This is a genomic window from Streptomyces sp. NBC_01390 (assembly GCF_045040105.1).
Classification (GTDB): domain Bacteria; phylum Actinomycetota; class Actinomycetes; order Streptomycetales; family Streptomycetaceae; genus Streptomyces.
Genome location: NZ_CP109551.1, coordinates 6,640,793 through 6,660,925, shown reverse-complemented (window position 1 = coordinate 6,660,925; position 20,133 = coordinate 6,640,793). Strand labels below are relative to the sequence as shown.

At 69.3% G+C, this 20,133-nt stretch carries 21 protein-coding genes and 2 tRNA genes; 9 read left to right on the top strand and 14 right to left on the bottom strand.

The window, feature by feature from the left end; all coding sequences use genetic code 11:
* Positions 1–10: 10 nt before the first annotated feature.
* Positions 11–151: a helix-turn-helix domain-containing protein gene (locus OG241_RS30060; RefSeq protein WP_405819578.1), complete on the bottom strand. Its 141-nt coding sequence runs from the start codon at positions 149–151 to the stop codon at positions 11–13.
* A 363-nt stretch (positions 152–514) separates the two neighbouring features.
* On the opposite strand from OG241_RS30060, the gene OG241_RS30055 reads away from it, so the two are divergent.
* Positions 515–1,345, top strand: coding sequence for an IS5 family transposase (locus OG241_RS30055; protein WP_405817980.1), 831 nt, complete (start codon positions 515–517; stop codon positions 1,343–1,345).
* Here OG241_RS30055 and OG241_RS30050 read toward each other — a convergent pair.
* Positions 1,263–1,829, bottom strand: coding sequence for a hypothetical protein (locus OG241_RS30050; protein WP_405817982.1), 567 nt, complete (start codon positions 1,827–1,829; stop codon positions 1,263–1,265). The two genes, OG241_RS30055 and OG241_RS30050, sit on opposite strands and share 83 nt — an antisense overlap.
* A gap of 339 nt (positions 1,830–2,168) precedes the next feature.
* On the opposite strand from OG241_RS30050, the gene OG241_RS30045 reads away from it, so the two are divergent.
* The 5 genes from OG241_RS30045 (at position 2,169) to OG241_RS30025 (ending at position 5,462) form a co-directional block, all read left to right on the top strand.
* Positions 2,169–2,576, top strand: coding sequence for a hypothetical protein (locus tag OG241_RS30045; RefSeq protein ID WP_405819576.1), 408 nt, complete (start codon positions 2,169–2,171; stop codon positions 2,574–2,576).
* 102 nt (positions 2,577–2,678) lie between these two features.
* Positions 2,679–3,413 carry a hypothetical protein gene (locus OG241_RS30040; protein WP_405819574.1) on the top strand — a complete coding sequence of 245 codons (735 nt, stop codon included), beginning with the start codon at positions 2,679–2,681 and terminating at the stop codon, positions 3,411–3,413.
* A 181-nt stretch (positions 3,414–3,594) separates the two neighbouring features.
* On the top strand, positions 3,595–4,389 hold the full coding sequence (locus OG241_RS30035) for a hypothetical protein (protein WP_405819573.1): 795 nt from the start codon (positions 3,595–3,597) through the stop codon (positions 4,387–4,389).
* Between the two features lie 163 nt (positions 4,390–4,552).
* Positions 4,553–4,810, top strand: a complete 258-nt coding sequence (locus OG241_RS30030) for a hypothetical protein (RefSeq protein WP_405819571.1) — start codon at positions 4,553–4,555, stop codon at positions 4,808–4,810.
* 85 nt (positions 4,811–4,895) lie between these two features.
* Positions 4,896–5,462: a hypothetical protein gene (locus OG241_RS30025; protein WP_405817982.1), complete on the top strand. Its 567-nt coding sequence runs from the start codon at positions 4,896–4,898 to the stop codon at positions 5,460–5,462.
* Here OG241_RS30025 and OG241_RS30020 read toward each other — a convergent pair.
* The 8 genes from OG241_RS30020 to OG241_RS29985 form a co-directional block, all read right to left on the bottom strand.
* Positions 5,380–6,210, bottom strand: a complete 831-nt coding sequence (locus OG241_RS30020; protein WP_405817980.1) for an IS5 family transposase — start codon at positions 6,208–6,210, stop codon at positions 5,380–5,382. The two genes, OG241_RS30025 and OG241_RS30020, sit on opposite strands and share 83 nt — an antisense overlap.
* 308 nt (positions 6,211–6,518) lie before the next feature.
* Positions 6,519–6,968 carry a hypothetical protein gene (locus OG241_RS30015; RefSeq protein ID WP_405819569.1) on the bottom strand — a complete coding sequence of 150 codons (450 nt, stop codon included), beginning with the start codon at positions 6,966–6,968 and terminating at the stop codon, positions 6,519–6,521.
* Between the two features lie 351 nt (positions 6,969–7,319).
* Positions 7,320–7,658 (bottom strand): hypothetical protein, encoded by a 339-nt coding sequence (locus OG241_RS30010; protein WP_405819567.1) that lies wholly within the window; start codon positions 7,656–7,658, stop codon positions 7,320–7,322.
* A gap of 220 nt (positions 7,659–7,878) precedes the next feature.
* Positions 7,879–7,951: transfer RNA gene (locus OG241_RS30005), tRNA-Lys, on the bottom strand.
* A 120-nt stretch (positions 7,952–8,071) separates the two neighbouring features.
* A complete protein-coding gene (locus tag OG241_RS30000; RefSeq protein WP_405819565.1) occupies positions 8,072–9,607 on the bottom strand; it encodes an amino acid permease in 1,536 nt (511 codons plus the stop codon).
* Positions 9,608–9,715: 108 nt separating this feature from the next.
* Positions 9,716–10,660, bottom strand: a complete 945-nt coding sequence (locus OG241_RS29995; RefSeq protein ID WP_405819563.1) for a fumarylacetoacetate hydrolase family protein — start codon at positions 10,658–10,660, stop codon at positions 9,716–9,718.
* Positions 10,657–12,255: an MFS transporter gene (locus OG241_RS29990; RefSeq protein WP_405819561.1), complete on the bottom strand. Its 1,599-nt coding sequence runs from the start codon at positions 12,253–12,255 to the stop codon at positions 10,657–10,659. Before OG241_RS29990 ends, OG241_RS29995 begins: the two co-directional genes overlap by 4 nt.
* 76 nt (positions 12,256–12,331) lie before the next feature.
* Positions 12,332–13,270 (bottom strand): MBL fold metallo-hydrolase, encoded by a 939-nt coding sequence (locus OG241_RS29985; protein WP_405819560.1) that lies wholly within the window; start codon positions 13,268–13,270, stop codon positions 12,332–12,334.
* 141 nt (positions 13,271–13,411) lie between these two features.
* Here OG241_RS29985 and OG241_RS29980 point away from each other — a divergent pair, with 141 nt between their 5' ends.
* Complete coding sequence (locus OG241_RS29980) at positions 13,412–14,059, top strand: TetR/AcrR family transcriptional regulator (protein ID WP_405819558.1); 648 nt, start codon at positions 13,412–13,414, stop codon at positions 14,057–14,059.
* A 138-nt stretch (positions 14,060–14,197) separates the two neighbouring features.
* Here OG241_RS29980 and OG241_RS29975 read toward each other — a convergent pair whose 3' ends face one another.
* The 3 genes from OG241_RS29975 to OG241_RS29965 form a co-directional block, all read right to left on the bottom strand.
* On the bottom strand, positions 14,198–16,468 hold the full coding sequence (locus OG241_RS29975) for a DEAD/DEAH box helicase (protein WP_405819556.1): 2,271 nt from the start codon (positions 16,466–16,468) through the stop codon (positions 14,198–14,200).
* 242 nt (positions 16,469–16,710) lie between these two features.
* Entirely contained in the window at positions 16,711–17,271 is a 561-nt protein-coding gene (locus OG241_RS29970; RefSeq protein WP_405819555.1) for a hypothetical protein, read from the bottom strand.
* Between the two features lie 137 nt (positions 17,272–17,408).
* Positions 17,409–17,759, bottom strand: a complete 351-nt coding sequence (locus OG241_RS29965) for a metallopeptidase family protein (RefSeq protein WP_189150830.1) — start codon at positions 17,757–17,759, stop codon at positions 17,409–17,411.
* A 115-nt stretch (positions 17,760–17,874) separates the two neighbouring features.
* Here OG241_RS29965 and OG241_RS29960 point away from each other — a divergent pair, with 115 nt between their 5' ends.
* Positions 17,875–19,512, top strand: a complete 1,638-nt coding sequence (locus tag OG241_RS29960) for a metallophosphoesterase (RefSeq protein ID WP_405819554.1) — start codon at positions 17,875–17,877, stop codon at positions 19,510–19,512.
* Between the two features lie 47 nt (positions 19,513–19,559).
* Positions 19,560–19,632: transfer RNA gene (locus tag OG241_RS29955), tRNA-Glu, on the top strand.
* Positions 19,633–19,715: 83 nt separating this feature from the next.
* Here OG241_RS29955 and OG241_RS29950 read toward each other — a convergent pair.
* On the bottom strand, positions 19,716–19,997 hold the full coding sequence (locus OG241_RS29950) for a hypothetical protein (RefSeq protein ID WP_405819552.1): 282 nt from the start codon (positions 19,995–19,997) through the stop codon (positions 19,716–19,718).
* Positions 19,998–20,133 lie beyond the last annotated feature (136 nt).

Sequence of the window (20,133 nt, the reverse complement as noted above, 5' to 3'; positions counted from 1 at the left end):
AGGCGTGTGGCTATCCTCGCTTATGCGGATCGCGCATCTCTACACCCGCCCGCTTGAGTTTCTTGCTGACCGTACTGGTGCAAACACCAAGTTGCGCACCGATTTGCCGTGCGCTCCAGCCCTGCTCGTAGAGTTCCTTGGCCTTGACCATCCGTGATGGTTCTTTTTGAGCTGCGATCGTTTGGCAACTCCCGCTCGCGCCAAGTGGTGGTCGACGGTCTGACGGTGCACACCAAAGCGCTGAGTGCGTTGTGGCTAACCGGATTTCGTTCGAGGTGTGCGGCGCGGGTGATCATCTGGACAGAGGTACGGGTGCGGTCGCGGGCATGAAAGAACGGGCTCCTTGGTAGTGACGCGGTTACGACACCAGCACGACCAAGGAAGCCCGTTGCCCGATCAGTTGAGCAGCATCTCTGTGCCTGCGTCCACCGCGGTCACTCCTGGGTGTGACTGCTACGTGCACCGGTTCGGTTCGATCGCTCCAGGGCTGCGGGCACGCTGCTATCCCAGTGACATGACGGATGCGGAGTGGGCCGAGGTCCGCTCCGCGGTGCCGGTGCCGGCCTGGCTCCTCAAGCGGGGCGGGCGTCCGGAGGCGTACTGCCACCGCGAGATACTCGACGCTGTGCGTTATCTGGTCGACAACGGTGTGAAGTGGGCGGCTCTGCCGGTCGATTTCCCGTACTGGCGGGCGGTCTACGACTTCTTCCGCCGCTGGCGGTCCTACGACTACGTGCGTGAGCTGTACCAACGCCTGCGACGTTCGGCGAGGGAACGCTCAGGCCGCAACGCCGAGCCCAGTGCGGCAATCATCGACAGTCAGTCGGTGGACGCCTCCGAGACCGTGGGCGAGGATAGCCGCGGATACGACGGCGGCAAGTCACGTGACGGGCGCAAGCGCCACATCCTGACCGACACCGAGGGCCTGCTCCTCGAAGTCACCGTGACCACGGCCGATGTGCACGACTCCAAGGCTGCCCCCGCGCTGCTGGAGACGTTCATGGACCAGCCGGGCCGGCTGCTGAAACTGGTGTGGGTCGACAGCGCCTACCAGGGGCCGGCGCTGGCGAAGGCGTTCGCCCGCCACGGAGTCCGCATCGAGGTCGTGCGCCGCTCCGACGGGCAACGCGGATTTGTCGTACTGGCCCGCAGGTGGGTCGTGGAGCGCACGCTGAGCTGGCTCTCCCGCTCACGCCGCCTCAACCGTGACCACGAACGCCGCCCCGACCACCACCAGCAGATGGTGTGGTGGGCCGCCGTGATCAGGCTGTCCCGGCGCCTGGCTGCTGACGCTCCGCGATGGCCGGAGAAACGCCCCGGCCGACTGCTCCGGGCGCGGGCATGAACCGTCCGTCCTTCGCCCGCACCAGCCAGCCCCGCTTCTCCAGCACGTAGGCACGGTGACGGATCTTCTCCACCTCGTTCTTGATCTCCGCCTCCCGGCCCACCGCCCGCGTCAGCTCCACCCCGTTCACCGGCCCCGAAGCGGCCACCACCGCGGCGAACACCTCCTGATACAGGCCGCCGAGCACCTCCTCGCCCATGCCCGACCGCCACACCGGCGGCCGCTCGCCATGCCCCGCGCCGGGGCCGCCCGATCCCCCAGCAGCAGCCGCCCCACCATCAGAAGGCACGGAGACCGGCGTCTTCACCAGGCTCTCCCCGGCCAGCACCGACACGAGCTCCTCACGCCCCACCCGGGCCCGCTCGACTCGCTCCCGCGCGGCATCCACCTCCGCCTGAGCCTGCTCCAGGACCTCCGTCCAGGACTCCAGATCCTGCCTCGCCCGCGCCTCACGCTGTTCCATCAACCCCAGCACCGACGGCATCGCACCCTCCTCGATCAACAACAAGCCGTCCGCTGCCTGCCCCTACCCCTCCGCGATCATGCCCCGCAGACGACGAAGCCCCTGCTCATCGAACAGGGACTCCCTTTGCCACAACGCACTAAGTGTTCGTCAGCCCTGGTGGGCGGCTGACGGGGCGTCGACCCGGTCCGCAGGGGAAGGGCGCTCTGCTCTGCAAGCCTGTTCTGGTTGACGCGCGCGGGGGCATGATTTCCCGCTCTCGTGGGGTGGGGCCCCCGGGGACGCGACACTTTCATAGATACAGTGGGAGCCTCAGGCGTTACACCTCCCGACGGCCGCCCTGGTCCTTACAGTTGCCCCATGACCACTGAAGACGGGCCCAGGATGGTCCGGGAGAAGATGATCGTCGAGTACCCGGCCGACACTCGTCTCTCGCAGTCGAGCACCACGCCTGGCGGGCGCAGCAGCCTCCTGCGCGACGAAGACAACCACCTCGCCGGCCATAGCGTGCTCTTCCCGGCCGACGACGACCTGCTCACCCGGGCCGAGGCGGAGGCGATGCTCAAGCTGGCCATGGCTGGCGCCGCCGCGGCGGGCATTGTGGTGACCGCCGCGGCGGTTAAAGCCGCCCCGTACGTCAGGAAGGGCTTCGCGACCCTCAAGTCGAAGCTGAACCGCGGCGAACCGGAACTCGCCGACGAGGCATCCGGGACCATCACCGGAAGCAAATGCCGCGCGTCAGCCCTCCGGGTCGCCTCGGAGGGCTGACGCGGCAAGAGCGGTGCCTGTGGCGAGGCTGGCCTGAAGTCGTCCTCCAGATAATGGTCAGTAAGGCCACGGGCACCTCGCGGACACGGCCAAGGAGAGACGTTGACGAAACTGACCCTCGTCGAGTTGAGCGACCTTCCCCGCAAGCCTCACGGCTGCCCACCGGAGGTCGAGCGAAGTTGGGCCCGTCTGGTTGCCACCCACAAGTCCGTAGGCGGGCTGTTCACCACCCTCAACGAACTGCGCGCTGGTCAGGACGACATGCGCGGCGCCGTCTCCGAGACCCACCGCGACCAGGCCCGAGCCGCCATTGTCTTCACTGCGGCCGGTATCGATGCCTGCCTGCGCACCCTGCTGCGAGATTCCCTGCACACCCTGCTCTCCACGACCGGCGACGCGCATGGCGCCTTCGCCGCCCACTTCATGGCCAACCGCCTCGTCGGCGACATGACCAAGGCCACCAAGCAGGCCGTCGTCAACATCGACCCGCGATCCGCTCTGATCGATCTTTACGTTGAGGACCTGGCTGGCTCCAGCATCCAGGGTGGTACCGACCTCATCCGCTGCCGTAACGCCCTCGGCTTGAAGCAGGAGCCCGCCCTCGACGATCAGATACTCAAGAGTCACCAGCCGTTCTTCAACGCCCGACACGAAGTCGTCCACGAACTAGACCTCGTCGACCCCTCAGGCCGGGGCACCCGCGGACGTCGGCACCGCGACCTCGCAGCCGTCGGCGGCCAGTGCGACGGCGCGCTGCAACTGCTGCACGCCTTCATCGCGCCCACCGCCCGCACGGTGAAGGGCGCGCGCCGCGCAATGGGGTTGAGCACCACATGAACGCACCGGCCCGCAGACAGCCGGCACCAGACCCGAGCCCGCACCAGCCACCACCGCACCCGCGCTCACTCACCGTGAACCCACCGGCTGTTCCCGCTAGGCTCCCTGTGAACTTCAGCCTCGGCACACGCCGGGGCTTCTCGTGAGGGTGCTCCGAGTCGGGGCGCCCGGGGGTGGGCGAATGATGAATGCTTCTGCGGTCGGAAGACGGGGCGTTGCGGCGGCGGGCGTCGTGTCGGTGCTGGCGCTGACCGGCGCGTGCGGTACGGACAGCGGGGACGATGCTGAGGGACGTAAGCACTCTGCGACCGCCGGGGCCGCCCCGTCTGCGAGCTCGGCGTCGCGGCAGGCATCCGGATCGCCCGCCTCCACGGCCGGGAAGGGCCTCAGCCAGAAGGGCCTCGACCGCCTGGCGCTGACCGCGCAAGACGTCCCCGGCTATACCGTCAACACCGTCACGGGCAAGGGCAGCCCGGTGAACCACGACGACCTCACGACCTACCGCACCGTCGCACCCGCACCTTGCCGACCCGTCTTCGCGGCGGCACAGCTGGGCAGCCTGCACGACTTCACGGCCCAGGTCAGCCAGGACATCGTGTCCGCCTCCGACGACTTCGGGCCGCACGCGAGTGTCGGCCTGACGTCCTACACCCTTGCCGACGCCCGCACGGTGATGACCGAACTGCGCGCAGCGCTTCCGAAGTGCGCCACCACCGAGATGCGCCCGTCCGCTGCTCACCCGGGTGCTGGGCTGGGGTATTCCGGCACCCAGCCCCGGTCCGTTTCCGGTTACGGCGACGAGACCCTTGCCTTCGACGCCACCCAGATCATCAACAGCGGGGGACCCAGTATCCCCATCACCATCCTGGTCGTCCGCCAGGACTCCACCATCGCCACCTTCCTGTCCCTCAACCCCTTCCAACCCCCGACCATCCCCCAGGACATCGTCGACGCGCAGATGAAGAAGCTCGCCTGACTTCGTCGGGCGGGGGGATGACGTACGTGCCGCGATTCACAGCGCACCTTCGACCAGGGGATCCGGCCTCCACACAGATGTAGTGGCACGGGTGTGGCACGAGCCTGGATACGGCGAAGGGCCAGCCCGAGAGGAAACCTCTCCTGAGCTGGCCCTTCTCTCTGTGCGCCTGGCCGACTCCCTTTCGAACCCGAGCGCACCCCTGCTGCTGCGCCTGATCAAGACGCTGGAGAGACATGGCGGGGTCGTACGTGCGCAGGTAGAGCCTGCTGTTGTAGACGTCGCCGTGGCGACGGAGATCAAGGAGAACGACAAGCTGTCGCCAGGCGAGGTGGCGGAGCTGGTGGCCGCGTACGAGCTGGGCGCAGCAGTGACCGCATTGTCTCAGTGCGTTGTGGCAAAGGGAGTCCCTGTTCGATGAGCAGGGGCTTCGTCGTCTGCGGGGCATGATCGCGGAGGGGTAGGGGCAGGCAGCGGACGGCTTGTTGTTGATCGAGGAGGGTGCGATGCCGTCGGTGCTGGGGTTGATGGAACAGCGTGAGGCGCGGGCGAGGCAGGATCTGGAGTCCTGGACGGAGGTCCTGGAGCAGGCTCAGGCGGAGGTGGATGCCGCGCGGGAGCGAGTCGAGCGGGCCCGGGTGGGGCGTGAGGAGCTCGTGTCGGTGCTGGCCGGGGAGAGCCTGGTGAAGACGCCGGTCTCCGTGCCTTCTGATGGTGGGGCGGCTGCTGCTGGGGGATCGGGCGGCCCCGGCGCGGGGCATGGCGAGCGGCCGCCGGTGTGGCGGTCGGGCATGGGCGAGGAGGTGCTCGGCGGCCTGTATCAGGAGGTGTTCGCCGCGGTGGTGGCCGCTTCGGGGCCGGTGAACGGGGTGGAGCTGACGCGGGCGGTGGGCCGGGAGGCGGAGATCAAGAACGAGGTGGAGAAGATCCGTCACCGTGCCTACGTGCTGGAGAAGCGGGGCTGGCTGGTGCGGGCGAAGGACGGACGGTTCATGCCCGCGCCCGGAGCAGTCGGCCGGGGCGTTTCTCCGGCCATCGCGGAGCGTCAGCAGCCAGGCGCCGGGACAGCCTGATCACGGCGGCCCACCACACCATCTGCTGGTGGTGGTCGGGGCGGCGTTCGTGGTCACGGTTGAGGCGGCGTGAGCGGGAGAGCCAGCTCAGCGTGCGCTCCACGACCCACCTGCGGGCCAGTACGACAAATCCGCGTTGCCCGTCGGAGCGGCGCACGACCTCGATGCGGACTCCGTGGCGGGCGAACGCCTTCGCCAGCGCCGGCCCCTGGTAGGCGCTGTCGACCCACACCAGTTTCAGCAGCCGGCCCGGCTGGTCCATGAACGTCTCCAGCAGCGCGGGGGCAGCCTTGGAGTCGTGCACATCGGCCGTGGTCACGGTGACTTCGAGGAGCAGGCCCTCGGTGTCGGTCAGGATGTGGCGCTTGCGCCCGTCACGTGACTTGCCGCCGTCGTATCCGCGGCTATCCTCGCCCACGGTCTCGGAGGCGTCCACCGACTGACTGTCGATGATTGCCGCACTGGGCTCGGCGTTGCGGCCTGAGCGTTCCCTCGCCGAACGTCGCAGGCGTTGGTACAGCTCACGCACGTAGTCGTAGGACCGCCAGCGGCGGAAGAAGTCGTAGACCGCCCGCCAGTACGGGAAATCGACCGGCAGAGCCGCCCACTTCACACCGTTGTCGACCAGATAACGCACAGCGTCGAGTATCTCGCGGTGGCAGTACGCCTCCGGACGCCCGCCCCGCTTGAGGAGCCAGGCCGGCACCGGCACCGCGGAGCGGACCTCGGCCCACTCCGCATCCGTCATGTCACTGGGATAGCAGCGTGCCCGCAGCCCTGGAGCGATCGAACCGAACCGGTGCACGTAGCAGTCACACCCAGGAGTGACCGCGGTGGACGCAGGCACAGAGATGCTGCTCAACTGATCGGGCAACGGGCTTCCTTGGTCGTGCTGGTGTCGTAACCGCGTCACTACCAAGGAGCCCGTTCTTTCATGCCCGCGACCGCACCCGTACCTCTGTCCAGATGATCACCCGCGCCGCACACCTCGAACGAAATCCGGTTAGCCACAACGCACTTAGCGCACGATCTGACACAGATGTTCCATCTGCCTCGTCACTTGCGGCGCCCCAAGGTCGGCAGGCCGCCGGACACTGTACGCAGGCTGACCGAGGGGGTTCGTTCGTCCTGGCGCTCGTGCGCGGACTTCAGCAGCTCTTCTGCGCGACGCTTCGCGGCCTCTTCAGCCTCTTTGACAACCTTCGTCTCTTGGTGCATCTCCACTGCGGACGTCACCAACTCGATCAGCGCCTGCCTGCTCTTACCCTTCTGCGACCCGGCCACACGGGCGCCCCGGTTGGCGCTCCGCGTGATCACGATCTGACGGGGAGGTGTGGGCGGATCAGGAACCGTCACGCGTATGCCTTCTCCGGCTTTCAGACGGTCGAGAATGATGTTGAGCGCGGCCAAGTTCGTCGTCAGGCGGACCTTGGTGTAGGTCCAGCCCCTTCGTGGAGTCAGGGACGCTTCGACGACATCGCCGTCGGCGGTGTGGACGAAGGCCACGAAGGTGGGCCATGCTGGCTGTTTTCGCTATTCCCCATGGATCCGAATGTTCCACCGGGAGCACAGCTGCCACCAGACCTCCAACGGACCACACTGCATGTGGTTCTGTCGGTCCGGCAACACGACGCCACGTAAGCAAACAAGACCCGTCCCTACAACCCGCCTTGCTCCCGAGGGCGGAGGGACCTGGAGCCGATACGCCATCGGGGATCACATACGGTCACCAGCTGGGTTCCACGGTGAACCGGCGACAGTTGCATACGAGTCCCTACCAGTACCGAAGCCAGAGTGCGGTGCAGGTGCTTGGCGTCTGAGTGTTGTCGCGGCAGAGTTCTGCGGCTCCCCGTGCAGTCAGGCCGAATGGAAGGGGGCAGGACCCAGCCCGGAGCAGCCGTTCTCTCCGGAGCTGCCTCCGGTGGCCATGAACTCGCTCTCGCGGCCGTCGGGCATGCGGAGGATTCCAGGCGCCGCATCGAACAGGTCGACACCGTCTTCGTCCTGCACGAGGGTAATGCTCCCCGCCCAGGTGCTGTGCCGGTCGTAGCTGAAGTTCTCCACCGTCGAAGGGTCAAGGCGCAGCACGAGCGACGCGGTGACGGAGACCTCCCTGCGATCAGGGAAGACGACAGTGGCTGGCCCGACATAACGAGGGCGGCCGTCGCCGGGATGGAAGGGGAGTCGTGACGTCATGGCGCGAGGGTACGTGGGCCGCGGGGGACTAGTTCGGGTGACGTCGTCCCGCCAACCCTGTTCCTCGGCACCGCTCTCGCCGAGCAAGCCGCCGCCACGGACACATCCGCTCACGCATCGCTCACGCACGGCCCCGAAAACGAAGCAGCGCCCGACCCGACCGAAGCCGACTCGAGCGCTGCCCTGCAGGTCAGAAGGGGTTTCCCCTCCCCCGCACCCGTAGACCCTGTGGGACTCGAACCCACAACCAATGGATTAAAAGTCCACTGCTCTGCCAATTGAGCTAAGGGTCCCCGCGATGTTGCAACCCCGAGCATAGCCGGACCCGGCCGCGACTCCGATCGGGTATCGGAGACACGGCCGGGTCGCTCCACGACCTGGGTGGCGACGCGCGCCGGAAATGGTCGTCCTCGTTATGGATCGACCGGTTCGGGTGCCCCCTTGCGAGCCGCCTCGCGGGCCAGGGTGCGCTCGTGGTCGGGGTTGAGGAACCAGTGGCGCGCCGAAGTCACCCACCACAGCGCCGCGAATCCCAGCACCGCCAGGACGGCGAGCGGGGCGTAGTTGAAGCTCTCCCAGGTGACCGGTGCCACCTGGGGCAGCATGAACAGCACCGTGATCACGGCCACCCAGACCACCGAGACCACCCCGATCACCCGCGACCACCGGCCCAGATGCCACGGCCCCCGTTCGAACGCCTCGCCCTTGCGCAGCCGCAGCAGCGTCGGGATGACGTACGCGATGTAGAGGCCGATCACGGCGATCGACGTCACGGCCGCGTACGCCGTCAGGTTGATCAGGTAGGGCAGGCCCAGGAGCAGGGCGCCGAACGCCGCCAGCCAGACCGCCGCCACGGGGGTACGGGTGCGGGGGCTGACCGTGTGCCAGAGGTGGGAGTAGGGGAGGGCGCCGTCGCGTGAGAAGGCGTAGATCATGCGGGAGTTGGCGGTGACCGATGCCATGCCGCAGAACAGCTGGGCGCCGATGACGATGAGCAGGAGCAGCTTGCCGGTGGTCGCGCCCAGCGCGTCGAGCAGGATCTGTGCGGGCGGTACGCCGGTCGGGGACTTCAGGGCGCCGTCGTACGACTGGATGGCGAAGGTGAAGCCCAGGAGCAGGACGAAGCCCGCTATCCACGAGGTCCAGATGGACTGGACGATGCCCTTGGGGCCGGCCGTGGACGCGTCGTGCGTCTCTTCGGTCATGTGTGCGGAGGCGTCGTACCCGGTGAAGGTGTACTGGGCCATCAGCAGGCCGAGGGCGACGACGTACACGCCGCTCCCCCAGCCGGTGTTGTTCACGAACTCCGTGAACACGAAGGACGCCGACTGGTGCTTGTCCGGTACGAACGTCAGCGCGCCGACGATGACGGCCACGCCCACCACGTGCCACCACACGCTGACGCTGTTCAGCAGGGCCACGATGCGTACGCCGAAGGTGTTGAGGAGCCCGTGCAGGACGAGGATGCCCGCGAAGAGCAGGATCGTGCTGCCCGGGGTGACCTCGAAGTCGAACTGGAGGTTCAGATAGGCGGCCAGGAAGGAAGCCGCCCCGAAGTCGATGCCGGCGGTCACCGCGACCTGCCCGAGCACGTTGAACCACCCCGTGAACCAGGCCCACGCGGCGGCCGTACGCGGCGGAGCGAGCTGGGCCGCCCAGAAGTACAGGCCGGCGGAGGTCGGGTAGGCCGAGCAGATCTCGGCCATGGCCAGCCCGACGAAGAGGGTCATGAGCCCTACGGCGACCCAGCCCCACACGATCACGGACGGGCCGCCCGTGTTCATGCCGAACAGGTACAGGGTCAGGCAGCCCGACAGGACCGAGATGATCGTGAAGGAGACCGCGTAGTTGGAGAACGCCGACATCCGGCGGGCGAGGACCTGGGTGTAACCGAGCTGGGCGAGCCGTTCCTCGTCCGACAGCCCACTCATTCTGACGTCATCTGTCATGCCCCCAGCAATGCCCGCACTGGGGGTATGACATGCGTCACAGGAGGTCTCATTTGGCCGAAAACATATCTGCCCCCGCCGCGTTGTCGGACGTTCGTCGCACAGTGGTCATCGTCTGCGGCGGGCGGGTGGCAGAGGCACCGGGGGAACACCCTCGACGACGGTGTTGCTGATGGTGCCGATGCCCTCGACCGTCATGGTGACGGTGTCGCCGGGGACGAGGGGCGGTGGTTCGAAGATGCCGTGGCGGCCCCAGAGTTCGGCCAGGCAACCGCCGTTGCCGCAGGTTCCGGAGCCCAGGACGTCGCCGGGGCGGATCCAGGTGCCACGAGAGGCGTACGCCGCCATCTCCTCGAACGTCCAGGCCATGTTGGCCAGTCGGTCCTGTCCGACCGTCTCGCCGTTCACGGCGACGGTGAGGGCGAGGTCGAGGAGGCCGTCGGCGTCGCGGTGGGGTTCGAGTTCGTCGGCGGTGACGAGCCAGGGGCCGAGGGTGGCGGAGCTGTCCTTCCCCTTGGCCGGGCCGAGTTTGACTCTCATTTCGCGGCCCTGGAGGTCGCGGGCGGACCAGTCGTTGAGGATCGTGTAGCCGACGATGTGGTCGCGGGCCTGCTCGGGCGTCAGATCCCGGCCCGCCTTGCCGATGACGGCGGCAACCTCGAGTTCGAAGTCGAAGCGCCCGCAGCCCGGCGGTACCGGTACGTCGTCGTGGGCGCCGATCATCGCGTACGGGTTGGTGAAGTAGAACGCCGGTGCGGCGTACCACTCCTCGGGGACGGTGTCGCCGTATCCCTGTGCGACTCCCGCGACATGGCTCTCGAAGGTCATGTAGTCGCGAACAGTGGGCGGCTGCAGCGGAGGCAGCAGGCGCGCGTCGGCCAGGGGCACGGGCAGGGAGGCGGTCAGGGCGCGTTCTCCCCACCCGCGCAGCGACTCCTCCCCTTCCCCGATCACGTCCAGGAGGTCGACGGGGTACTCGAAGGGGTGGAGCCGGTCGTCGGCGACGACTCCCGACTGCCGTTTCCCGTCGTGGACGAAGCTCGCGAACTTCACGCCGCGCTCCCCTCCGCCTCGGCCGGCGCGGTGCTGCTCGGTCGGAAGCCGACGAAGACGGCGGCGATCACGGCGGCGGTCGCGCAGGCGGCGGCGGTGAGGATCAGTCCGTTGTTGTAGCCGTGGGCCAGGGCGTCCGTGGTGTAGGGGGCGAGCTTGGCGCTGAGTGGTCCGAGGTCGACGCTGTGCAGGGCGAGCGGGCCGCCCTCGTGCAGGATGGCGGAGGCGATGCCGTGCTCCTTCGGGGTGAGTCCGGCATCCGCGAGGCTCCCGGTCAGCCGGCTGGCGGCCATGCCGAGGGCGACAGCGCCGACGACGGCCGGGCCGAGGGTCTGGCCGAGGTCGCGGACCAGGCTGGTGGTGGCTGCCGCCATGCCGGTCAGTTTCTGCGGTACGACGTTGACGGCGGCGGCGGTGAGCGCGGCGACGACCAGGCCGAAGCCGACACCGTTCAGGATCAGCGGGCCCAGCATGGGCGGCAGAGCGGTCTCGTGGATCGGCAGCGCCCGCAGCCACAGCTGACCCGAGGCCATCGCCAGGAAGCCGATGACGAGCATGGGCCCGGGTCCGACGCGGTGCAGCAGACGGACCAGCAGGGGCCAGATGAACGGCGTGCACGCCTGGATGATCATGACTGGTATCGCCGCCTCGAAGGGGCTCTTGTGCTGGATGACACCGAGCCGGATGCTCAGGTCGTACGCGCCGCCGAGGAAGCCCAGCATGCCGATCACCGCCATCGCCGCCGACGCGGCGAACGCCGGGATACGGAAGAGGCTCAGCCGCAGCATCGGGGCCGCGCTGCGGTTCTCCACCACGATGAACGCGGCGATGAAGACGGCGAAGGTGACGAAGGACGCGACGATGGAGGCCGAGCCCCAGCCGTCCGAGGGCCCCTGGATGATGCCGTACAGCAGGGCGAGCATGGCCACGGCGATGGTGATCTGCCCCGGCCAGTCCAGCGAGCGGCCCTCGGGGGCGCTGGACTCGGTGCCGAGCAGCCAGGCCGCCACGGCGGTGATCACGGCGAGCACACCGGTCACGCCGAACGCCCACTGGAAGGACGCGTGTTCGACGATGCCGCCGGACAGGAGTGGGGCGATGAAGGCGCCGAGCGACAGGGCAGCGGTCCAGGAGGCCAGGCCCCTGGCGCGCGCGGCCGGGGTGGTCGTGCTCGCGGTGATCATCGCCAGGGACGCCGGGAAGAGCGCGGCGGCTCCGACGCCGGAGATCGCCTGGCCGGTGATCAGCTGGGCCGGGGTGTCGGAGGTCGCGGACACCAGGTAGCCGACGGCGGCCAGCAGCGCCGCGACGACGACGAGTTTCTTGCGGCCGTAGCGGTCGCCCACGACGCCGAAGGTCAGCGCCAGGATGGCGGCGGGCACCAGAAAGGCGTCACTGATCCAGGTCAGTTCCGCGCCGGACGTCTGGAGAGTGCGCTGCATCTCGCCGTTGATCGCGGCGGGCAGCACCAGACCGATCTGGGCCAGACAGACGGCCAGACAGCCGGCCACGATCGTGCCGGTGGGCCGGGCCGGTGCGGCCGGTGCGGCCTCGGACGCGGCGAGCGGTGGGTCGTAGGCAGGAGTGGAGACCATGTCTCCTCCTTGGAGGGGTTGGCGGGTCGTACGGCCCGAGGGGACGGAGGGGAGGTCGTTGGCGCGGGGAGCGTCGTCAGAGGCGGGGAAGAAGCTCGGCCATGCAGCCGAACAGGCCGGGGCCGTCGAGCGGGGGCAGTGCGGGGTCGAGCTCCCGGTAGACGGTGTGCACGTTGACGGCGAGGCGTTCGCTCTCGTCCAGGTCGGCGAAGCGGCCGAGGCGGATGTCGCGTGCCGCGTCCATGGCGGGCATGCCGGCGGTGAAGCGGGCGGTGGCCTGCTCGTGGACGTACTCGAGGTAGTCGCGGATCTCGCGGACGGACTGCTTGGTGGTGACGGGGCCGTGGCCGGGTACGACGATGTCGGCGTCGAGGCCCAGCAGCAGGTCGCAGGCGGCGAGCCAGCGGGTGAAGGGACCGTGCCAGACGACCGGCGCCGCTCCGGCGAAGACGATGTCGCCGGTGTAGACGGTCCGGGCCCGCGGCACGTGGACGATCGTGTCGCCGGCACTGTGTGCGGGCCCCACGTCGATGAGGCGGACCTCCGTCCCGCCGATGTCGATGACGGTCTCGCCGTCGAAGACCCGGTTCGGGAGGACGGGTTCGATGTCGGTGTGGTCGAAGCGGCCGAAGATCCGGCGGGCGAAGTGTCCGGCCGGGCTGTCCATGCCGGTCAGTGCGCGCATTTCGGCGGGGCCCACCTGACGCATGTCCGCCACGGACCCGCGGGCCGCGATGATCTCCGCGTGGGACACGAGCTGGTTGCCGAACCAGTGGTCGCCGTTGCCGTGGGTGTTGACCACGGTGGAGATCGGTGCGGGAGCGGTGAGGGGCGCCAGCCCGTCGAGCATGGTCTTGGTCAGCCGCAGGTCGTAGAGGGTGTCGACGAGCAGTGACTCGCCCCGGCCGGTGATCAGCCCGGCGTTGCTCATGCCCCATCCGACATCGCCCGCGATCCAGGCGGAACAGCCGTGTCCGAGCTCGACACGGCCCGTGCGGGATGTCACGGAAGCCACGTTGCCTCCTTCTCGGCGTCCCGCGATCAACATCGCGAGACTTTCATCCATTGCTGGACTGGAGTCCAGCAATGGAGAGGAATCTAGATAAGTCCGGGGGAGGGGTCAAGAGCCGTGCAGCCCTGTGCTGTACTGAGGGCCATGAAGATCCGGGACGCGGCAGCGGCCTCCGAGGGCGGCGCGACCGTCGGGCGCCAGGAGCGCAGACGCCGGAAGCTGCACGACCAGCTGTACGAGGCGGCGGTCGGTCTCTTCGTCGCCCAGGGATACGAGGCGACCACCATGGAGCAGATCGCCGAGGCCGCCGATGTCGCCCGGGCGACCGTCTTCAACCACTTCGCGCAGAAGGTCGGCTTCCTCGAGGAATGGGGAGTCCGCCGCCGTGCCCGCGTCGCTGAGATCCTCGGCGCGGAGCACGCGGAAGACCTGCCGGTCGGCGACCGGCTGCGCCGATACCTGAAGGAGATGGGCGACCTCAACGTCGCCTCACGTGCCGAGACCACCGTCCTGATGGACGCGTCAGCGCGGTACGGGCGCCTTCTGCAGGACCCGTCCCTGGAAGTCGAACTCGCCAGGATCGTCGAGCAAGGGCGGCAGTGCGGGGAGGTCAGGGCGGGCGTCGACTGCGACCAGGCCGGCCAACTGCTGGCCGCCTGCTACTTCTCGACGATCCTGCGCTGGATCCGCGAGGAACCGGCCCCCTTCGACCTGGACGAGCGCCTCGCCGGGGCGCTCGACATCATCCTGCTGGGCCTTCTCGCCGACGAGGCACATGCAGGGGAACCCTGACGGTTCCCTCACCGCTGCCTTGAGGCAGGAGGCCGGTGGGCAGCAAGGTGCGGCAACGCCGAAGGGCCCGTACGACCGGAGTCGTACGGGCCCTTCAGTGATCAGTCAGCGGTCAATCAGCCAGTGAGCTCTCGGCGATCAGCCGTTGCGCTTCCAGCGCGGCTTCTCGTCGCGGCGGCCGAAGGACGAACCCGAGCCGGAACCCGAACCCGTGCCCGTTCCCGTGCCGCGGTGGCCGTACGACGGGCGGTCGTGGCTGCCGGAGCGGAAGCCGCCGCCCGCGGGGCGGTCGCCCTGGCGGTCGCGGTTGAAGGGGCGGTCGCTGCCTCGGTGACCGGTGGACGGGCGGTCGTCGCGGCGGAAGCCACCACGGTCGCCGCCGCCGTCACGACGGTCGTCCCGGCGGAAGCCACCGCCAGAACCCGAGGGGCGCTCGTCACGACGCTCGAACGAACGACCACCACGGTCGTTGTCACGGTTGAACCCACCCGACGGACGGTCGTCGCGACGGAATCCACCACGGTCACCACCATCACGACGGTCATCGCGGCGGAAGCCACCGCCAGAACCCGAGGGGCGCTCGTCACGACGCTCGAACGAACGACCACCACGGTCGTTGTCACGGTTGAAGCCACCCGACGGACGGTCGTCGCGACGGAATCCACCACGGTCACCACCATCACGACGGTCGTCCCGGCGGAAACCGCCGCCAGAACCCGAGGGGCGCTCGTCACGACGCTCGAACGAACGACCACCACGGTCGTTGTCACGGTTGAAGCCACCGGAGGGACGGTCGTCGCGACGGTCGCGGCGCTCGTAGTTGCCCCGCTCGTCACGACGCGGACGCTCCTCGCGCGCCTGCGCCTCAGCGGCGGCCGTCGCCTCGGCGGCGGCCTCCTCGATGACGACGGCAGCGGCGGCCTCGGCCACCGCGGCCACGGCCGCCTCCGGGTCCTCGCCCCGCTCGCGCGCCGCACGCGCGGTCAGCCTGTCGGCCTCCTCGCGCAGTTCGGTGGCGCGACGGGCGGCGCGCTCCAGCTCCTTGGTGAGCTGCGAGACCTCACGCTCGGCCTGCTGCGCGGCGTTGCCCGCGGACTCGGCCTGGACCTCGGTCATCGACCGGGCGCCGGTGATCTCGGCGACCTCCGGCTCGAAGGCCGCACCGCCCTGGATGATGTGGCGCGAGGCGTCGACGCCCGCGTCCTCCATCAGGCGGAAGATCTGGCGGCGCTGGTGCGGCAGCGACAGCGACACGACGGTGCCGGAGCGGCCGGCGCGGGCCGTACGGCCGGAGCGGTGCAGGTAGTCCTTGTGGTCGCCGGCCGGGTCCACGTTCAGGACCAGGTCGATGCCGTCGACGTGGATACCGCGCGCGGCGACGTCGGTGGCGACCAGGGCGTTGACGTAGCCCTTCTTGAAGTCCTCGAGGACGCGGGTACGGGCGCCCTGCGTCATACCGCCGTGCAGCGCGTCGGCCTTCACACCGGAGTCGCACAGCTGCTCGGCGATACGGTCGGCGCCCAGCTGGGTGCGGACGAAGATGATCGTGCGGCCCTTGCGGGAGGCGATCGCGGCGGTGACCGGCGCCTTGTCCTTGGGCTTCACGATGAGGATGTGGTGGGACATCGTCGTGACGTTGCCCTGGGCGCTGTCGACCTCGTGCGTGACCGGGTTGGTCAGGTAGCGCTTGACCAGCGTGGAGATCTCGTTCTCCATGGTGGCCGAGAACAGCATGCGCTGGCCGCCGCCCGGGATCTGGTCGAGCAGCTCGGTGACCTCGGGCAGGAAGCCCAGGTCGGACATCTGGTCGGCCTCGTCGAGGACCGCGACCTCGACGTTCGCCAGCGAGCAGGCGCCACGGTTGATGATGTCGCGCAGCCGGCCCGGGGTGGCGACGAGGACGTCGACGCCACGCTCCAGGGCGTACATCTGGTTGCTCATCGACGTACCGCCGCAGACGACCTTCATCTTCAGGCCGAGGACGTCGCCGTACGGCTGGAGGGCGTCCGCGACCTGCATCGCGAGCTCACGGGTCGGCGTGAGGATGATGCCGCGGGGCTTCTTCTTCTCGGTGTGGCCGCCGGACAGCTTGGTCAGCAGCGGCAGGCCGAAGGAGAGGGTCTTGCCGGAGCCGGTACGGCCACGGCCGAGGATGTCCTTGCCGGCCAGGGCGTCCGGGATGGTCGCGGCCTGGATCGGGAAGGGGCTGGTCACACCGTTCTGCGTGAGCTTGCGCACGACGCCCTCGGGGAGACCGAGGTCGGTGAAGGTGATCTCCGGCTCGCCGGACTCCGTGTCGGAGACATCGGCGGCGTCGGTGTCGGCGGCCGTCTGCGCGAGGTCGAGGTCGATGGCCTCGTTGTCCTCGTTCTCGGGCACGACGATGTGATCAGTACTGGAAATGGACATGCGAATGCGAAACCTTCCGGAGTCTCGTCGGCACGCGCCCGTCAACTCCGTGATTTCGCAATTCGACCGCCTCAATGCGGTCAGCCACGGCAAGGGAGAGTACGCGCCACACGCGGCGCATCTCTTCGGCGCCAGGCAATGGGATCAAACGATCTACTACCATACGCACTCACCTCCCCTTTGGGCAAATTGAGTACCGTCATCGCAGGTCAACACCCTTCTGAACCTTCGATCGAACGGGTCTAGACAGCCACCCCGGCCTCCGGCGCGGGCTCCCGCGTCATCAGCTGCGGCTGGGCCTGCTGCGGCTGCACCGAGGACGACGGCTCGGCGACCGTCGGCTCCGGTGAGGGCGGCGGAGGCGTGGGGGACGCGGGCGGCGGCTCCGGCTCCGGCTCGGCGGTCTTCGTCGGTGTGGGCTGCGGCTTCGTCGGTGTGGGCGCACCGGGGCCGACGGGCCCGGGACTGCCACCGGCAGGCTTGGTGGGCGCCGCCGCGGGCGCGCTCTGCCCCGCGGACGGGGAGGCGCCCGGAGAAGCGGGCGCCCCGCTGGCCCCCTTCGCGCCCCCCTTGTCCTTCCCGTGCCCGTGTTTGGCGTCACCCGCGGACCCGCCGGCCCACCCGGAACCGCCGCCGCCGGTCATCGCCGCCCCTCCGTCGGACACCTTCGCGCCCTTCTGGCCCGCGCTGTGGGAAGGCTTGACCTGGCCGGCGTCGCCGTCGCCCACGCTCATGCAGCCGGCGGCAGCGGCGACGGCCACGACCGTGGCGGCCAGTCGGACAGGTACATGCAAGGGGCGCACGAGCAGCCACCTCCGGTGGGGAGTCGAGGAGTCAAGGTGCTCAACTCCCGTCGCCCACAAGAAGACACGCGCCCCTCAGAAGCCTCCGCGCGCCCGGCCCAGTGGCCCCCGCAGCCCCTGAAGCCCCTGAAGCCCCGTCAGCCGTAGCCGAGTGCGTGCAGCCGCTCGTCGTCGATCCCGAAATGGTGAGCGATCTCATGTACGACCGTCACCTCGGTCTCCGCGACCACGTCGTCCCGGGTCTCGCACATCCGCAGGGTCGGCCCCCGGTAGATCGTGATCCGGTCGGGCAGCACCCCCGCGTACCACTCCCCGCGATCGGTCAGCGGCGTCCCCTCGTACAGCCCGAGCAGCTCGGGGTCGTCCGTGGGCGGCTCGTCCTCGACGAACACCGCCACGTTGTCCATCAGCCTCGTCAGCTCCGGCGGAATCCGGTCGAGGGACTCGGCGACCAGTTCCTCGAACTCCTCGCGCGTCATCTCCAGCACACGCCCATTGTCCGGCACGGGCCGCCCGTACGGGGCTCACGGACCCCCGCTCTGCGGAAAGCCGTGCTCTGCGTCACCCCGCATAGCCGCGTACCGCGTTGGGCATACGGGACCAATGGCACGCGTACCCGCCAACACCCCGAACCCCGGAACCACCCGCACCACCACCGGCCGCCTCGGCCGCCCCCTGACCGCGCTCACCGGCCCCTATCGCTCCCGGCGCGTGCGTCCGGCCGCCGAGCTGGTCCATCCGCCGCACCCCTGGACCCGCGCTCTGGGCCTGGTCGCGGTGGTCCTTCTGGGTGCTTGGCTGGGGCTGCTGATCGTCGGCAACGTACGCGCACCGGTCGGCCCGATGAACACCACGATGACCCTCCGTCCCTCCCTCACCGGCGGCACGAAGATCAACGTCTCCCCGCTGGGCGCCCTGGAGCTGAACAGCCACACCGCGCCGGTCCGCCTCGACGTGAACGTCGACCAGCTCGACCCGGTCCGCTCCCAGGCCCTCGTCGACCACCCCGAACGCCTCTCCGGACTCCAGGACGAGGTCGCCGAGGACGTCGAGCACGGCACCCTCGACCTGGCCGTCCGCTCCTGCGTGGCCGTCGTGTCCGGGGCCACCGCCCTCGGCCTCGCGGTGTACCGCCGCCCCCGCCGGGCCCTGGCGGCCGGCGGCCTCGCCCTCACCCTCCTGGTCGCGTCGGGGGCGACGGCGTATGCGACCTGGAACCCCAAGTCGGTCCTGGAACCGAAGTTCTCCGGGCTCCTGTCCTCCGCCCCCTCCCTGGTCGGCAACGCGCGCAGCATCGTCACCGAGTTCGACGTCTACCAGAAGGAGTTGGCGCGCCTGGTGACCAACGTGACGAAGCTCTACGACGTCACGTCCACGCTCCCGACCTACCAGCCCGACCCGGCCACGATCCGCGTCCTGCACGTCTCGGACATCCATCTCAACCCGGCGAGCTGGAAGATCATCGCGTCGCTCGTGGAGCAGTACGACATCGACGTCATCGTCGACACCGGCGACACCATGGACCACGGCACGGCCGCCGAGAACGGCTTCCTGGACCCGATCAGGGACCTCGGCGCCCCGTACGTCTGGGTGCGCGGCAACCATGACTCGAGGCTCACCCAGCGCTATCTGCAGCGCATGAAGAACGTGCACGTCCTGGACGACGGCCAGTCGGCCACCATCGGCGGGCTGCGCTTCGCGGGGATCGGCGATCCCCAGTTCACCCCGGACCGCTCGGCGGGCGAGCAGGACGGCACCCAGGCCCAGGAGTTGGCGGGCGACCGGCTGGCAGCGGCCATCCGCGACCAGCGGACCCTGGGCACCCCGGTGGACATCGCGATGGTCCACGAGCCGAAGGCGGCGCGGCGGACGGACGGCGTGGTCCCGCTCGTCCTGGCCGGGCACCTCCACCACGCGGAGATGGAGGTCATGGCGAAGGGCACCAGGCTGCGCATCGAGGGGTCCACGGGCGGCAGCGGACTGCGTGCCCTGGAGAAGCGCAACCCGGACCAGATCGAGGCGTCCGTCCTCTACCTGGACCGCGACACGCGTCGCCTGCAGGCCTGGGACGAGATCAAACTGGGCGGGCTCGGGCTGACCACGGCGGAGGTGAGCCGCCACCTCCCGAAGGAGAACCAGCCGGGCGCCACGCCGGTCCCCTCACCGTCGTCTTCGCCCCCGACTTCGACCCCGTCCGCACCCTCGACTTCGCCTTCGAGGTCCTCCGTTCCGAGCCCATAACCGTTTTGGCGAACGTCCCCGGCATCACCTATGCTTCTCACGTCCTCGCCCCCATCGTCTAGCGGCCCAGGACGCTGCCCTTTCAAGGCGGTAGCACGGGTTCGAATCCCGTTGGGGGCACAGGTAAATACGGTTGGCGGCATCCCGCATCAGGGGTGGCCGCCATTCGTGCTTCATGGACGCCGCTACGGCGGCCGGGAAACTCAGGCCGTCGGCTCGTCGGGCACGGGCTGCTCGGGGTGCCCACTGCCGGAGTGCGGAGCGCCCCGCCTGCCCGTACCGGCCTCGTCCGTGTCGGGGACCTCAGGGTCGGGCCGCCCGTCGGGGCCGGTCGCCCCCGGGGCGTCGTCGTCGAGCTCCCAGGGGTCCTCGTCGACGCCCGCCTGCTGATCGGGCAGATCCCTCGGGACGGGCGTGGGACGGGACTCCCGTTCCGGCGCCCCCTCTTCGTCGTCCCCGGGGGTGTGGGTGGCGTGGTCGCTCACAGCACTGTCCCTTCGCACTGTTCCTTCGTCGGCCCGTCGTCAGGACCGCTCGGACAAGCGGGTACCCAGGGGTGCGCCGGCCAGTACTCCAGCAGCCGCAGGACCGCGAGCGAGGGCGCGCGAGGCTCCGGCCACG

Coding starts and splice junctions, on each gene's coding strand:
- OG241_RS30050 (WP_405817982.1), bottom strand. CDS start 1,829: ATGCCGTCGGTGCTGGGGTTGATGGAACAGCGTGAGGCGCGGGCGAGG.
- OG241_RS29975 (WP_405819556.1), bottom strand. CDS start 16,468: ATGTCCATTTCCAGTACTGATCACATCGTCGTGCCCGAGAACGAGGAC.
- OG241_RS30055 (WP_405817980.1), top strand. CDS start 515: ATGACGGATGCGGAGTGGGCCGAGGTCCGCTCCGCGGTGCCGGTGCCG.
- OG241_RS30045 (WP_405819576.1), top strand. CDS start 2,169: ATGACCACTGAAGACGGGCCCAGGATGGTCCGGGAGAAGATGATCGTC.
- OG241_RS30020 (WP_405817980.1), bottom strand. CDS start 6,210: ATGACGGATGCGGAGTGGGCCGAGGTCCGCTCCGCGGTGCCGGTGCCG.
- OG241_RS29960 (WP_405819554.1), top strand. CDS start 17,875: ATGGCACGCGTACCCGCCAACACCCCGAACCCCGGAACCACCCGCACC.
- OG241_RS30035 (WP_405819573.1), top strand. CDS start 3,595: ATGATGAATGCTTCTGCGGTCGGAAGACGGGGCGTTGCGGCGGCGGGC.
- OG241_RS30000 (WP_405819565.1), bottom strand. CDS start 9,607: ATGACAGATGACGTCAGAATGAGTGGGCTGTCGGACGAGGAACGGCTC.
- OG241_RS30025 (WP_405817982.1), top strand. CDS start 4,896: ATGCCGTCGGTGCTGGGGTTGATGGAACAGCGTGAGGCGCGGGCGAGG.
- OG241_RS29980 (WP_405819558.1), top strand. CDS start 13,412: ATGAAGATCCGGGACGCGGCAGCGGCCTCCGAGGGCGGCGCGACCGTC.
- OG241_RS30010 (WP_405819567.1), bottom strand. CDS start 7,658: ATGACGTCACGACTCCCCTTCCATCCCGGCGACGGCCGCCCTCGTTAT.
- OG241_RS30060 (WP_405819578.1), bottom strand. CDS start 151: ATGGTCAAGGCCAAGGAACTCTACGAGCAGGGCTGGAGCGCACGGCAA.
- OG241_RS29990 (WP_405819561.1), bottom strand. CDS start 12,255: ATGGTCTCCACTCCTGCCTACGACCCACCGCTCGCCGCGTCCGAGGCC.